Source organism: Sphingobium chlorophenolicum, assembly GCF_000722875.1.
In the GTDB taxonomy this organism is placed as follows: domain Bacteria; phylum Pseudomonadota; class Alphaproteobacteria; order Sphingomonadales; family Sphingomonadaceae; genus Sphingobium; species Sphingobium chlorophenolicum.
On sequence record NZ_JFHR01000061.1, the window covers coordinates 1 to 14,316 of the forward strand.

16 protein-coding genes are annotated in these 14,316 nt (G+C 65.1%); 13 read left to right on the forward strand and 3 right to left on the reverse strand.

Annotated elements, in window-relative coordinates; translation table 11 throughout:
- Positions 1-152 precede the first annotated feature (152 nt).
- From BV95_RS19020 to BV95_RS23280, 3 genes are read left to right on the forward strand one after another with little or no spacing between them, the layout of a single operon-like run.
- Positions 153-1,064: a tetratricopeptide repeat protein gene (locus BV95_RS19020; protein WP_037455840.1), complete on the forward strand. Its 912-nt coding sequence runs from the start codon at positions 153-155 to the stop codon at positions 1,062-1,064.
- Positions 1,065-1,077: 13 nt separating this feature from the next.
- A complete protein-coding gene (locus BV95_RS19025; RefSeq protein ID WP_037455842.1) occupies positions 1,078-1,686 on the forward strand; it encodes an LON peptidase substrate-binding domain-containing protein in 609 nt (202 codons plus the stop codon).
- 23 nt (positions 1,687-1,709) lie between these two features.
- Entirely contained in the window at positions 1,710-1,880 is a 171-nt protein-coding gene (locus BV95_RS23280) for a Trm112 family protein (RefSeq protein ID WP_081873456.1), read from the forward strand.
- A gap of 186 nt (positions 1,881-2,066) precedes the next feature.
- On the opposite strand, the gene BV95_RS19030 is transcribed toward BV95_RS23280, so the two are convergent.
- Positions 2,067-3,464, reverse strand: coding sequence for a helix-turn-helix domain-containing protein (locus tag BV95_RS19030; RefSeq protein ID WP_037455844.1), 1,398 nt, complete (start codon positions 3,462-3,464; stop codon positions 2,067-2,069).
- Between the two features lie 151 nt (positions 3,465-3,615).
- Here BV95_RS19030 and BV95_RS19035 point away from each other — a divergent pair, with 151 nt between their 5' ends.
- The 9 genes from BV95_RS19035 to BV95_RS19075 all read left to right on the forward strand — a co-directional run bounded on the left by BV95_RS19035 (position 3,616) and on the right by BV95_RS19075 (position 11,532).
- Positions 3,616-5,208: an isocitrate lyase gene (locus tag BV95_RS19035; protein WP_037455846.1), complete on the forward strand. Its 1,593-nt coding sequence runs from the start codon at positions 3,616-3,618 to the stop codon at positions 5,206-5,208.
- A 219-nt stretch (positions 5,209-5,427) separates the two neighbouring features.
- On the forward strand, positions 5,428-6,114 hold the full coding sequence (locus BV95_RS19040; protein ID WP_037455849.1) for a glutathione S-transferase family protein: 687 nt from the start codon (positions 5,428-5,430) through the stop codon (positions 6,112-6,114).
- A gap of 103 nt (positions 6,115-6,217) precedes the next feature.
- On the forward strand, positions 6,218-7,672 hold the full coding sequence (leuC, locus tag BV95_RS19045; RefSeq protein ID WP_037455852.1) for a 3-isopropylmalate dehydratase large subunit: 1,455 nt from the start codon (positions 6,218-6,220) through the stop codon (positions 7,670-7,672).
- Between the two features lie 109 nt (positions 7,673-7,781).
- The gene (gene leuD / locus BV95_RS19050) at positions 7,782-8,375 is read left to right on the forward strand and encodes a 3-isopropylmalate dehydratase small subunit (RefSeq protein ID WP_037455855.1); all 594 of its coding nucleotides are present in this window, start codon (positions 7,782-7,784) and stop codon (positions 8,373-8,375) included.
- Between the two features lie 60 nt (positions 8,376-8,435).
- Complete coding sequence (locus BV95_RS19055) at positions 8,436-8,759, forward strand: DUF1476 domain-containing protein (protein ID WP_037455858.1); 324 nt, start codon at positions 8,436-8,438, stop codon at positions 8,757-8,759.
- Between the two features lie 18 nt (positions 8,760-8,777).
- Positions 8,778-9,011: a BolA/IbaG family iron-sulfur metabolism protein gene (locus tag BV95_RS19060; protein ID WP_021237344.1), complete on the forward strand. Its 234-nt coding sequence runs from the start codon at positions 8,778-8,780 to the stop codon at positions 9,009-9,011.
- Between the two features lie 56 nt (positions 9,012-9,067).
- A complete protein-coding gene (grxD, locus tag BV95_RS19065; protein WP_037455914.1) occupies positions 9,068-9,400 on the forward strand; it encodes a Grx4 family monothiol glutaredoxin in 333 nt (110 codons plus the stop codon).
- A gap of 288 nt (positions 9,401-9,688) precedes the next feature.
- A complete protein-coding gene (locus BV95_RS19070; protein ID WP_037455863.1) occupies positions 9,689-10,057 on the forward strand; it encodes a BlaI/MecI/CopY family transcriptional regulator in 369 nt (122 codons plus the stop codon).
- A complete protein-coding gene (locus tag BV95_RS19075) occupies positions 10,054-11,532 on the forward strand; it encodes a M56 family metallopeptidase (RefSeq protein ID WP_037455865.1) in 1,479 nt (492 codons plus the stop codon). The genes BV95_RS19070 and BV95_RS19075 overlap by 4 nt, the downstream gene beginning before the upstream one ends.
- Before the next feature lie 251 nt (positions 11,533-11,783).
- Here BV95_RS19075 and hemW read toward each other — a convergent pair whose 3' ends face one another.
- Positions 11,784-12,974 carry a radical SAM family heme chaperone HemW gene (hemW, locus tag BV95_RS19080; protein WP_037455868.1) on the reverse strand — a complete coding sequence of 397 codons (1,191 nt, stop codon included), beginning with the start codon at positions 12,972-12,974 and terminating at the stop codon, positions 11,784-11,786.
- On the opposite strand from hemW, the gene BV95_RS19085 reads away from it, so the two are divergent.
- Positions 12,973-13,629, forward strand: a complete 657-nt coding sequence (locus tag BV95_RS19085; protein ID WP_037455871.1) for a CAP domain-containing protein — start codon at positions 12,973-12,975, stop codon at positions 13,627-13,629. The genes hemW and BV95_RS19085 overlap by 2 nt on opposite strands.
- A gap of 57 nt (positions 13,630-13,686) precedes the next feature.
- Here BV95_RS19085 and rdgB read toward each other — a convergent pair whose 3' ends face one another.
- On the reverse strand, positions 13,687-14,316 hold the full coding sequence (gene rdgB / locus BV95_RS19090; protein WP_037455874.1) for an RdgB/HAM1 family non-canonical purine NTP pyrophosphatase: 630 nt from the start codon (positions 14,314-14,316) through the stop codon (positions 13,687-13,689).

Below are 14,316 nucleotides of genomic sequence, written 5' to 3' on the forward strand. Positions count from 1 at the left end.
GTGAGGCACGCCCCCACCCCTCAATCCCCTCCCCTGAAGGGGAGGGGAAGATCAAGCGCCCACCCTCCCTTGTTCGTATGGGGTGACGCCCCACATAAGGCGCTGTATGAGGGCGGCCTGGCCCCGCATTTTTGCAGCAGGAGAAGAAAAAAGTGGCGACCCTTGGACTGAGCGAGGCCGACAAGGCATCGGTGGAGGCATTTCGCCGCGACGTGGTGGAACCTTCGCGCACCAGCCTGGTGATCGTCGATTTCTGGGCCGAATGGTGCGGCCCCTGCAAACAGCTTGCCCCGGTGATCGAAAAGGTCTGCGCCGACTATGCGGCGAAGGGCGTCAAGCTGGTGAAGGTCAATGTCGACGAGGACAAGTTCATCGCCGCCCAGTTCCGCGTTCAGTCGATCCCGACCGTCTACGCCATGTTCCAGGGCCAGCCGGTCGCCGACCTCAGCCAGGCCCGGACCGAAGGACAGTTCAAACAATATCTCGACCAGTTGCTGAGCCAGTTGCCAATCGAATCGGAGGAAAAGGCCCAGCTTGAGGAAATCGCCCCGCTGATCGCCATGGGCGAGGAACTGCTTGCGGGCGGAGAGGCGGATCGCGCCCTGTCGGTGTTCCAGCAGATCGCGCAGATGGTGCCCGACAATGCCGACGCCGCATCGGGCGAGGCGCGGGCGCTGGTGGCGCTCGGCCAGTTGGACGATGCGGAAGCGGCGCTGGCGGCCCTGCCCGCCGACGTGGCGAAGGATCAGGCGGTGGAGCGCGCCCGCGCCGCCATCGCGCTCGCCCGCGACGCGAAGCCGGTGGCCGACCTGTCGGGCATCGAAGCGAAAGTCGCCGCCGACGCCGACGATCATGCAGCCCGCTTCGAACTGGCGAACGGCCTGATGGCCAATGGCGACCGCGACGGCGCGGCGGAACAATTGCTGGAACTGGTGCGGCGCGACAGGGCATGGAATGACGGCGCGGCCCGCGCCCAACTGCTCAAGCTGTTCGAGGCGACCGGGCTGGAAGACCCCTGGGTCGCGGCGCAGCGGCGCAAGCTTTCCCAGATCCTCTTTTCCTGACCGGCGCGGTTATATGGCGCGCGTCTCCATCTTCCCCTTGCCCGGCGCGCTGCTGCTGCCGGGCATGGAATTGCCGCTCCATATCTTCGAGCCGCGCTATCAGGCGATGATCCACGACGCCATGGCCCGCGACCGCCGCATCGGCATGATCCAGCCGCGGGAGGAGGGGGTGAAGCCCGCCCTGTTCGATGTCGGCTGCCTGGGCCACATCACCCATATCGAGGCGCTGGAGGGCGGGCGCTACAATATCCTGCTCCGGGGCCTTGCCCGCTTCCGGGTCGTGCGCGAACTGGAAGTGCCGACCGCCTTCCGCCAGATCGAGGCGGATGTGGAGCCGGTCGCGGAAGAGGATGAAATCCTCTCCGCCGTGGAGCGGGCGTCGCTGGAGCGGGAATCACGCCGCTTCGCCGATGCGCTGGGCTATGTGGTGGACTGGACGGCGGTGTCGCGTCTGGACGACATGGCGCTGGTGAACGGCATCGCCCAGATCGTGCCCTTCGACCCCGCCGCCAAGCAGACGCTGCTGGAAGCCGACAGCCTGAACGACCGCGCCGACCGCATCATCCAGCTCATGCAGATAGTGGGCCGGATAGAGCGCGACGGCGGCGCGACGATGCAGTGACGGTGGGCAGTGAGCGCAGGGCAATGATCGACCCGACACTGCTGGCCAAACTGGTCTGCCCCGCCACCCGCACCCCCCTGCGCTGGGACGCGGCGCGGGGCGAACTGATATCGGACGCCGCAGGCCTGGCCTTCCCCGTCCGCGAAGGCGTCCCCATCCTCCTCCTCCGCGAAGCCCGCCCCCTGAACGACTGATTCCGTCAACGGCGGAATTGCGTGGAGAGCCGTCATTCCCCCTCCCGCAAGCGGGAGGGGGTTAGGGGGTGGGCTGGCGCAACATCAGCGTTGTTTTGCAACGGCTAAGTCAGAAGCTCGCTTCGCTCGCGCCCACCCCTAGCCCCTCCCGCCTGCGGGAGGGGAAGGTCTTGGATTGGCCAAACACTACCCCCCCGCAAACCCGAACGGCGCATGGCTCCGCCGAAAATCCTCCGGCAGCATATCGCGCCCGATCGGCGGCGCGGACCGCGCCATGCACTGGCTGCGATGGCACAACCGGCAAGTCACCCCGATCGGCACAGGCTCCGGCGGCGCTTCCCCCGCCGCATAGATCAACCGATGCGCATGCTCCGCCGCACAGCACAGCGCAATCGCCCGCTCGATCTTCGGCGCCCCCCATCCGCCACCACCCGCCGTCACCGTCCGCGCGATGGAGAAGAATCGCTCCCCATCCGGCAGTTCCAGCCATTGCGTCAACACCTCGCGAGGCCGCTCGAACGCATGATGCACCGACCAGAGCGGACAGGAACCGCCATGCCGGGCAAAGGGAAATCCCGCCCCGTCCAGCCGCTTGCTGACATTGCCCGCATGGTCGACCCGCAGGAAGAAGAAGGGGATGCGCTCCTGCCCCGGCTTTTGCAAAGTGGTCAGCCGGTGCGCGGTCTGCTCGAAACTCGCGCCGAACTGGCGGGCCAGCGCCTCCACATCGTAACGCCGCGCCTCCACCGCCCTGGCGAAGACGGTATAGGGCATCACTATCGCCGCCGCACCATAGCTGGCCAGCGCCCGCCGCGTCAGCCGCCGCCCGCTCTCGCTGGCGAACTGGCCGTCCTTCAACAGCGCGTCGAAATCGCGCCGCATCTCCAGATAGGCGATCTGCAAGGCAAGCTGGAACTGGGTGCTGGCCCCGTCCAGCGCGTCGTCCAGCAGCACCGCGTCGCGATGCCGGTCCAGCCGCCGCATCGACCCCGCCATCACGTCGGACGGCAGCCGCCGCACCCGCAGATTATGCTTCGCCTTCAGCCATGCGGCCAGCCCGCCCGCCGCCTCCACCTCCTGCGCCAGCTTCTCCCCGGCATCGTCCAGCAGCGGAAAGCTGTTGCGCCGCGCCCCCAGGAAGCGGCGCGATTCGGCCACCGGATCGGGCGCGTCGGCGGCATCCTCCCGCTCGACCCCGCGATCCGCCAGCGCCAGTTGCTCCTCGCGATAGGCCGTGTGCAACCGCAGCAAGGCCTCGGTGATTCCCGGATAATTGACCGCGACATCCCCGGTCGCCAGCACCGGAAGGTCGATGTCCGCGAACATCGGGTCTTTCAGCACCGCCTGCAACCGCGCCGTCTGCTCCGCGCCGCCGTCGCCCGCCAGCTCGCTCATGTCCATCTTGTAGGTGCGCGCCAGCCGCAGCAGCATGTCGGCGGTCAGCGGCCGCTGATTGCGCTCCAGCAGTGCCACGTAACTGGCCGAAATCTCCAGGTCCGCCGCCATGTCCGCCTGCGTCAGCCCCAGTTCCCGCCGCAGCCTGCGCAGGCGCGGCCCCATGTAAACCGGACGATCTTTGGCCATGTCGAAAAAGCGCTCCTGTGCAACCTTTACAACTTTACACGTAAATCTTGTAAACTTCTACAACTGAACTTCACCCCCTCTGCCGCACCCGCGAAACCCCCTTTAGAAAAACGCCATCAGTTCACCACCTCATTCATGGAATCGAGCCGTCATGACCTACAGCCAGGAAATCACGAAAGCGGGCACCACCATCGGCGGCCAGGGCCATTGGGACGGCATCGCCCCCGAATCGGTCGCCCGGATGCGCCTTCAGAACCGCTTCCACACCGGCCTCGACATCGCGCGCTACACCGCTGGCATCATGCGCCGCGACATGGCCGCCTATGACGCCGACCCGGCCAACTACACCCAGTCGCTGGGCTGCTGGCACGGCTTCATCGGCCAGCAGAAGATGATCAGCATCAAGAAGCATTTCGGCACCACCAAGGGCCGTTATCTCTACCTGTCCGGCTGGATGGTCGCCGCCCTGCGCAGCGAATTCGGCCCGCTGCCCGACCAGTCGATGCATGAAAAGACCAGCGTCCCGATGCTGATCGAGGAACTCTACACCTTCCTGAAGCAGGCCGACGCCCGCGAACTGGGCATGATGTTCCGCGACCTCGACGCCGCCCGCGAAGCCGGCGACGAAGTCAAGGCGCAGAAGATCCAGCACGACATCGACACCTACGAAACCCACGTCGTCCCCATCGTCGCGGACATCGACGCAGGCTTCGGCAATGCCGAGGCGACCTATCTGCTCGCCAAGAAGTTCATCGAAGCGGGCGCCTGCTGCATCCAGATCGAAAACCAGGTTTCGGACGAAAAGCAGTGCGGCCACCAGGACGGCAAGGTCACCGTGCCGCATGAGGACTTCCTCGCGAAGATCCGCGCTGTCCGCTATGCCTTCCTGGAACTGGGCGTCGACGACGGCATCATCGTCGCCCGCACCGACTCGCTGGGCGCTGGCCTGACCAAGCAGATTGCCTACAGCAAGGAAGAGGGCGACCTGGGCGACCAGTATAACAGCTTCCTCGACGTCGAGGAGGTCACCGACATCAACAGCCTTCGCGGCGATGTCGTCCTGGCCCGCGACGGCAAGCTGTTCCGTCCCAAGCGCCTGCCGTCGAACCTGTTCCAGTTCCGCGCCGGAACCGGCGAAGACCGCTGCGTCCTCGACTGCATCACCTCGCTCCAGAACGGCGCGGACCTGCTGTGGATCGAAACCGAAAAGCCGCACATCCAGCAGATCGCGGGCATGGTCGACCGCATCCGCGAAGTAGTCCCCAATGCGAAGCTGGTCTACAACAACTCGCCGTCGTTCAACTGGACGCTGAACTTCCGCCAGCAGGTGTTCGACGCCTGGGCCGCCGAGGGCAAGGATGTCAGCGCCTATGACCGGGCGAAGCTGATGAGCGCCGATTATGACGCGACCGAGCTGGGCCTTGAGGCTGACGAGAAGATCCGCACCTTCCAGAAGGATGCGGCGGCGCGGGCCGGAATCTTCCATCACCTCATCACCCTGCCGACCTACCACACGGCGGCGCTGTCGACCGACAATCTGGCCAAGGAATATTTCGGCGAGGCGGGCATGCTCGGCTATGTCGCGGGCGTCCAGCGCAAGGAAATCCGCCAGGGCATCGCCTGCGTCAAGCACCAGAACATGTCCGGCTCGGACATCGGCGACGACCATAAGGAATATTTCGCGGGTGAAGCGGCGCTGAAGGCGGGCGGCATCCACAATACCATGAACCAGTTTGCGGCCTAAAGGCCGCGGGGAACCAGTTTGCGGCCCAAAGGCTGCTGACGAGTCCGGATTGCGGGGGTGCAAGCCCCGCAATCAGGGTGGAAGGACTGGACGGCCCGGAGCTTCACGCTCCGGGCCGTTTTTTCATAAGCGCAGCTTGTGTACGACCCGGCCGTTCCAGCTTTTGCCCTGAAGCGAAGACGCTTATCCTTCGCGCCATTCAGCAAAGGGGAGCAGCCGATGTCCTACACCCTCATCACCGCCAACCGGAACTATTCAAGCTGGTCGCTGCGCCCCTGGGTGCTGATGAAGGCGCTGGGCATAGGCTTCACCGACCGGATGGAGCCGTTCGCCGCCACGGAAAATTATGCGGCTTTTCGCGATTTTTCCCCGACGGGCCAGGTGCCCGTGCTGATCGACGGCGACCGGACGGTCTGGGATTCGCTCGGCATCGCGCTTTATCTGGCGGACCGCCATCCCGGCGTCTGGCCGGGGGCGGAGGATGCGCGCGCCTGGGCGCAATCGGCGGTCGCGGAAATGCACAGCGGTTTCGCGGCGCTGCGCAACGATTGCCCGATGAATGTCGGGGTACGCGTGGAGCCGCACCTGCCCTCCCCCGCGCTCAACCGGAACATTGCCCGGCTGGCGGAACTGTGGGGGGAGGGGCTGTCCCGCTTCGGCGGGCCGTTCCTGGGCGGGTCTGCCTTCACCGCCGTCGACGCCTTCTATGCGCCGGTAGCTTTCCGGGTACGCACCTATGGGCTGAATGTCGGACCGGTGGCGCAGGCCTGGGTCGATCATATGCTGGCGATCCCCGCCATGCGCGAATGGGAAAGCGCGGCGCTGGCCGAAACATGGCGCGAGGAAAGCCATGAAGCGGAAGTCGGCGCGGCCGGGCGCATCGTGGAGGATCATCGCGCCATCTAACCGTTTGACCTTGCGTCATCGCGCCGGGGCGATCCGCGAAAACAGGAAAATTGGCTGCTTTCCCCCTTTTCCCCCGCCCTGTCTGGGTTTAGGGGGTGGGGTTATGGTAAAGCCCCGCACGCTCTATGAGAAGATTTGGGATGCGCACGTCGTCGAACGGCAGCCCGACGGAACATGCCTGATCTATATTGATCGCCACCTCGTCCATGAAGTGACGAGTCCCCAGGCTTTCGAAGGGCTGCGCCTTGCAGGCCGCAAGGTGCGCCGCGCCGACCTGACGCTCGCGGTGCCAGATCATAACCTGCCGACCACCCCGCGCCGCGACGCTGCTGGCAACCGCATTCCGATCACCGATCCGGAAAGCGCGCAGCAGCTTGCCGCGCTGGAAAGGAACGCGCCCGAATTCGGCATTCGCTACATTGGCGATGCCGATGCGGAGCAGGGCATCGTCCATGTCGTCGGCCCGGAACAGGGCTTCACCCTGCCGGGCGCCACCTTGGTCTGCGGCGACAGCCATACCAGTTCGCACGGCGCGCTGGGCGCGCTGGCCTTCGGCATCGGCACGTCGGAGGTCGAGCATGTCCTCGCCACCCAGACGCTGCTGCTCAAACAGTCGAAGACGATGGAAGTCGTGGTCGAGGGCGAGCTGGGTTTCGGCGTCACGCCCAAGGATGTCGCGCTCGCGATCTGCGGCCGCATCGGCACGGCGGGCGGCACCGGCTATGTCATGGAATATCGCGGCTCCGTCTTCCGCGACATGTCGATCGAGGGTCGTCTGACCGTCGCCAACATGTCGATCGAGGCAGGGGCCCGCTCCGGTCTGTTCGCGCCCGATGAAAAGACCTTCGCCTATCTGGAGGGCCGCCCCATGGCCCCCAAGGGCGCCGAATGGGATGCAGCCGTCGCCTATTGGAAGACGCTGACGACGGACGAGGGCGCTCTATTCGACAAGAGCGTCGTCATCGACGCCGCCGACATCGTGCCGAACGTCACCTGGGGCACCAGCCCGGAGGATGTCGTGCCGGTAACGGGCGCCGTGCCCGATCCGGAAAGCTTCGCGGACGCCTCCAAACGGGCCGCCGCGCAGAAATCGCTCGACTATATGGGCCTCTCCGCCGGGCAGCGGATGGAGGATGTGGCGATTGAGCATGTCTTCATCGGCAGTTGCACCAACAGCCGGATAGAGGATCTGCGCGCCGCCGCCGCCCTGCTGAAGGGCCGTCATATCGCCAGCGGCATCAAGCATGCGATGGTCGTCCCCGGATCGGGCCTGGTCAAGCGCCAGGCCGAAGCCGAAGGGCTGGACCGCATTTTCGTGGAGGCCGGTTTCGAATGGCGCGAGCCGGGCTGTTCCGCCTGCCTGGGCATGAACCCGGACAAGGTGCCCGCGGGCGAGCGCTGCGCCTCCACCAGCAACCGCAATTTCATGGGCCGGCAGGGGCCGGGCTCGCGGACGCACCTCGTCTCGCCCGTCATGGCCGCCGCCGCCGCCATCACTGGACATCTGACCGACGTACGCGAACTGATGGAAGAAAAAAGGGGAGAGGCGGTCGCATGAAGAAGATATTCTGGGTGCTGGCGCTGGGCGCGCTGGCAAGTGCCGCCATGGCGGCGACCCTGGGACGGGCGGAAGATACGTCGCGCCCGGCGAGCAAGCAGGCGCATTGATGGAAAAGTTGAATATCGTCGACGGCCGGGCCTATCCGTTCGGGATGAAGAATGTCGACACCGACATCGTCATCCCCGCGCATTGGCTGAAGACCATTTCCCGCTCTGGCCTGGGCAGGGGCGCGTTCGAAGTGCTGCGCAAGGAACCGGGCAACGTCTTCGACGACCCCGAATATGCGGGCAGCCCGATTCTGATCGCGGGCGACAATTTCGGCTGTGGGTCCAGCCGCGAACATGCCGCCTGGGCGCTCGCTGATCTGGGCATCAAGGTGGTGATCGCGCCCAGCTTTTCCGACATCTTCTCCGGCAACGCCTTCAAGAACGGCATATTGACCGTCGTTCTGCCGCAGGAGGCGATCGACCGGCTGATGGAGGTCGCCAAGAGCGACCCGATCCATGTCGATCTGGAGCATCAGACCGTCACGACGCAGTTCCAGGATCGTTTCCAGTTCGAGATCGATCCGTTCCGCAAACATTGCCTGCTGGGCGGTCTGGACGAGATTGGCCTGACGCTGGGGCAGGCGGACAGGATCGGCGCATTCGAGGCGAAGGATGCCGGGGCGCGGCCTTGGCTCGTTCCCGCCGTTGCGTAAGCGGCGCGATCCACCTATTTCAGACCGGACGATCCGGTTTCTTCTTTACAGGGCACAGGCATGACCACCTTCGACGACCGCGAAAAGGCCTTTGAGAATATGTTCGCGGACGACCAGGAGATGCAGTTCCGCATCCAGGCGCGGCGCAACCGCCTGCTCGGCGAATGGGCGGCGGCGAAGATGGGCCTGACGCCCGAAGAGACCGACGCCTATGCCAAGGCGGTGGTCCAGGCCGATTTTGAGGAAGCGGGCGACGAGGACGTCATCCGCAAGCTGCTGGGCGACATGACCCAGGCCGGCATCGACATCGATGAAGCAGGCGTTCGCGCCGCGCTGGACGAGCAGCAGGTCATCGCCCGCCGCATGTTCATCGAAGCCCAGTAAGCGTCAGGATTTTCCGCCATGCCGATGGCAGCCGACGAAATCGCGGACATGATCCGCGCCGCGATCCCCGATGCGGAGGTGGAGATCACCGACCTTGCCGGGGACGGCGACCATTATGCGGCGCGCGTCGTAGCGGAAAGCTTCCGGGGCATGAGCCGCGTGGCGCAGCAGCGGGCGGTCTATGCCGCGCTGGGCGGGCGCATGGGCGGCGTGCTTCATGCCTTGCAACTGACCACCGCCGTTCCCAATTAACGGCCATTGGACAAAATGCGCCTTGATTGCGGCGCCTGACAGGAATGGACCAGAACATGACCGACGCCGTGCAGCAGCGGATCGCCGATATCGTCAACGGCAATGACGTCGTGCTTTTCATGAAGGGCACGCCGCTCTTTCCGCAATGCGGTTTTTCCAGCCGCGCCATCGCGATCCTGGAACATCTGGGCGTCGCCTACGAAAGCGTCGACGTGCTTCAGGATCAGGGCGTCCGGCAGGGGATCAAGGCCTTTTCCGACTGGCCGACCATTCCGCAGCTCTACGTGAAGGGCGAATTCGTCGGCGGCAGCGACATCATGATGGAAATGTTCGAGGCTGGCGAATTGCAGCAGTTGATGGCCGATGAGGGCGTTGCTTCAGCCAACTGAACGGCGGGAAAAGCGAATGAGAAGGGCGGTCCGGTTTTCCGGGCCGCTTTTTTATGATCGGCCGTGTTCCTGCCTTCGCAGGAACACCGGTGCGCTGGAGCATTTCAAGTTGACCGTTTAGGGTCAACGGCATGCGAAATGCGGCATATCAGAGCTTGCGACGGTTAATGGCGCAAGGGTCGAAGCTCACTTTGTAACCTCCACCGACGTTTGCCTGCTCATGCTTGACTACAGATGTAATCAATGCGATTACATCTGTAGTTGTCGAGTCCCTGGAGCGCGCACGCAGTGAGCGAAAAGATCAGCGAAGCCGAACTGGTGGTGATGGAGGCGCTGTGGGAACGCGCGCCGCAGACCGCAGCCGATGTGGCGGACCGCGTCGCCGCCGGACGCGACTGGAGCGTCCAGACGGTCAAGACGCTGCTGTCCCGCCTGATGGCGAAGGACGTCATCGCCGCCGATCAGGACGGCCGCCGCTTTTTATATCGTCCGCTCGTCCGCCGGGAGGAGTATGTTGCCGTCGAGTCGGGACGGCTGGTCAACCGGCTGTTCGGCGGGCGCGTCTCGCCGCTGGTGGCCCATCTGGCCAGCCAGGACCAGTTGACGGCGGAGGATATCGCCGAGCTTGAGGAAATCCTGAGGGGATTGAAATCATGAGTGTCTGGATCGCCGAAACACTGATCGCCTCCACCTTGCTGATGGCGCTTGTCATGCTGTTGCGGCGGCCGGTTGCGCGGTGGTTGGGGGCGGGCGTGGCCTATTGGCTGTGGCTGCTGCCGCTGGCGCGCATGGCGCTGCCCTCGTTGCCGCAGGATGTCGCCAGCCCTTCGCCCTTTCAATTGGCGGTGGAGCAGGCGGGGTTGCCGAGCTTGCTTGATGCGGGGCCGAACATCCTGGTCCAGCCGGAATGGACCTTCCCCTGGCTGGAGATCGCGGCGTCGCTCTGGTTGGTTGGCGCTGTCCTTTTCCTGGCGGTGCAGGCGGTCGGCTATGTCCGTTTCCGCCGCTTCATCCTGAAGGGTGCGACTGCGATCGGTGAGGAAGGGCGCATCCGCATCGTCACCAGCCCGCAGGCTGGCGGGCCGCTCGCATTCGGGGTGCTGCGGCCGACCATCGTGCTGCCCGCCGATTTCGCCCTCCGCTTCGACGGCCAGGAACAGGCTATGGCGATCGCCCATGAGAAGGCGCATCATCAGGGCGGCGATCTAGCCGCCAATATGGTCGCGCTGCTGCTGCTTGGCCTGCACTGGTGTAATCCCATCGCCTGGATCGCCTATCGCGCTTATCGGGCCGATCAGGAGCAGGCCTGCGATGCGCGGGTGCTGGCGCTCTACGGGACGGATCAGGCCCATATCTATGGCCGCACCATATTGAAGGCTGCGGGCGGGCGCCGGTTCGCGGGCGCCTGTCACCTCAATCGCATCACCGCGCTTAAAGGGAGGCTGAAAATGCTGTCTGCCCATGAAATGTCGCTGCGCCGGATAAGCTGGGGCATGGCGGCGGTCGCTGTGGTGACCGTGTCGGGACTGGTTCTGACCGCCTCCGGGAGCCGGGCGGCGCGGCAGGTCGCGGCGATCACCGAAAAGGTCGATGCGATGAATTTCGGCAGGCTGGCCGATCTGGTCGCGCAGCCCGCCTCCGCCAGCGAGTTCGCGCCGCCCGAACCCCCGGCTGCGCCTGCGATGGTCCAACCGCTCTCCCATGCCGACGCTCAGGTGGAGCGTGATAGCGTGCCGCCTGCGCCTCCCGTTCCTCCGGCGCCCGTTGCGGACATGGCGCCGCCCGTTCCACCGTTTCCTCCCGTACCGGAAATCGGCCTGCGCGATGAACGTTCTGCCATTCCCAGCGAAGCCGAAATCCGCCGCATGGTGCCGCATGTCGATGTCGCCAATGGCTGCGAGGACGGCAAGGGCGTGAGCCAACGGGAAACGGTGGATGCCGACGGCCGCCGCCATATCCGCGTCCGCATATGCGAGGCGCAAATCTCTGCCCAGGCGCATCGCGCCGCTCGCGCGGGGTTGATCGCGGCACGGGCGCAGATCGCCGCTGCCGTCAAAATGTCCGATAAGATCAAGGCCGATGTACTGCGCGACCTGGACAAGGAAATCGCGCAGATGGATGAGGAGGAATGAGGCGCTATAGGCCGCGGTCGGTTCGGAATGTCGGGAAATGGCCATCAGCAGACATTAATTCCTCCCTGCGCGGAGCGTGGGAGGGGGACCGCTCGCGAAGCGAGTGGTGGAGGGGAAATTCAGAGGTCGTGCCCCATTCCCCTCCACCAGCCTTCGGCCGGTCCCCCTCCCCATCTCTCGATGGGGAGGAATAGGATAGGTCCGCTTTCCACCAAAGTCAGCTCGGCAAACCCGAAAGTTGCCCAACCTATCTAGACCGCCACGATCTCCGGCAGGATAGCGTCCAACAGCAGTATCCCTGCCGGTTCGACATACAGCCGCTGGTCCTGTTGCCGAACAAGGCCGTGACCAGCCAATCGCGCGACAGCTTTCCCATCCACCAAAGCCTCCACCGCCAATCCGGACAACCGAGCAATCCGGTCCAGATCGACGCCTTCCCCCAGCCGCAGCCCCATCAGCAAAGCCTCCCTCGCACGGTCTTCGGGGCTGAGCGGCTCTTCGCTTTGCAGGCCATGCCCGTTGCGGGCCACCGCGTTCATCCAATTCTCCGGCTTCCTGTGCCGCATCGTCGCCAGCCCGCCGCGCCGCCCATGCGCGCCCGGGCCCACGCCCAGATAATCGCCATAACGCCAATAAGTGAGGTTATGCCGGCTTTCCTGCCCCGGCCTGGCATGGTTGCTGATCTCATAGGCGGGGATGCCCGCCGCCGCCGTCATCGCCTGCGTCCGTTCGTAAAGGGTGGCGGCATGATCCGGATCGGCCGGGATGAGCTTGCCCTGCGCCGCCAGCGTGGCGAAGCGGGTGCCCGGCTCTATGGTCAGTTGGTAGAGCGAAAGATGGTCGGTGCCAAAGGACAGGCCCCGCGCCAGTTCCGCTTCCCAGTCCGCCTCGCTTTGGCCGGGCCGGGCATAGATGAGGTCGAAATTCACCCGCCCGAACACCGATTGCGCGACATCCAGCGCCGCCAGCCCCTCCCGCACGTCATGGGCGCGGCCCAGGAAATGCAGCGCCTCATCCTCCAGCGCCTGAAGGCCCAGCGACACCCGGTTAACCCCTGCCGCCGCCAGATCGGCGAAGCGCGCCGCCTCGACCGAACTGGGATTGGCCTCCAGCGTGATTTCGATATCGGGCGTCGGCCTCCAGTGGCGGGCCGCCGCGTCGATCAAGGCCTCCACGATCCGGGGCGGCATCAGCGAAGGCGTGCCTCCGCCAAAGAAGATGGAGGAAAGCGGTCGCCCGCCGTTCAGTCCCGCTTCATGGGCCAGATCCTTCAGCAGCGCGTCGTGCCACGCATCCGCATCGATGTCCGCCCGGACATGGCTGTTAAAATCGCAATAAGGACATTTGGAAACGCAAAATGGCCAATGCACATATAAAGCCAGGGGGTCGGCCAGGTCCGATGCGGGAGGCGCGGAAACGGTTATGGTGGGGTGGGATGGCATGAGTGGGGGCGTTCTTAAACGGCTTTGGCCTGCCCGGCTAGCGCTGGCGGGCCTTTTGCTGGCGGTTGCGGGGCAGGGCGATGCCGCCCCTTCCGCTGGGCCGCGTTCCCTGCCGCCAGCCATGCCCGCATCCTATTATGGCATGGAGGAAGCGGACCGGGATGACGGCCTGATGCGCGACGTCGTCCTGGGCATGCAGAATGAGGAGCGCGAGGCGCTGGGCCTTGCGCCCCTGGCCTGGGACAGCGCCCTTGCCGCGGACGCGGCCCGCTATGCGCGGCAGATGGCGCAGACCAATATCTTCCGCCATTCGGCCCGCGCCAGCCGCAGCGTTCCCAGCGGCGAAAATCTCTGGATGGGATCGCGGGGCCTCTATGATTATGAGGTGATGGTCGGTTCTTTCCTAGATGAGAAGCGCTATTTCCGGCGCGGCGGGACGCTGCCCGATCTCAGCACCACCGGTCGTTGGGAGGATGTCGGCCATTACACCCAGATCATCTGGCGCGGCACGCGCAAGGTCGGTTGCGCGCTGGCCGAAAATCAGAGCTACGACTATCTCGTCTGCCGTTATTTTCCGGCGGGCAATGTCTTCGGCCGGAATCCGCTGGATCGGGATGACGGCGCACCGTCGCAATATGCCGCGGGCGGACGCTGATCTGGGGAAGCCGTGTTCCTGCCTGCGCAGGAACACGGCAGACGCCAATCAAACGTTTTAGAAAACCGCCGCGACCAGTTGCGCGAAGGCGTCGGCGCGGTGGCTCATCGCATGTTTCTTCTCCGGTTCCATCTCCCCGAAGCTGATGGCATGACCATGGGGCTGGAATATCGGGTCATAGCCAAACCCCTGATCCCCCCGCGGCGGCCAGATGATGGTGCCATCGACCCGCCCCTCGAAAGCCTCGACATGGCCATCGGGCCAGGCCAGCGCCAGGGCGCAGACGAAATGCGCGCCATGGCCCGCTTCCGGCCCCTTGGCCTGGATATTGTCCCAGACCAACTGCATGGCCAGGCCGAAATCCTTAGCCTCCCCAGCCCAGCGGGCGGAAAAGATGCCCGGATCGCCGTTCAGCGCCTCGACGCACAGGCCGCTATCGTCGGCCAGCGCAGGCAGACCGGAAAGATCGGCCGCCTGCATCGCCTTCAATTCGGCATTGGCGATGAAGGTCGTGCCGGTTTCGTCCGGTTCGGGCAGGTCCAGCGCGCCCGCCGACACCGTTTCGATGCCATAGGGCGCCAGCAACGCGCCGATCTCGCGCACCTTGCCGGGATTGTGGCTGGCGATCACCAGCTTGCCCGGCCCCAGCTTGCGGATCGCCTGTTCCTGTCCGAACTCGTCGCTCAT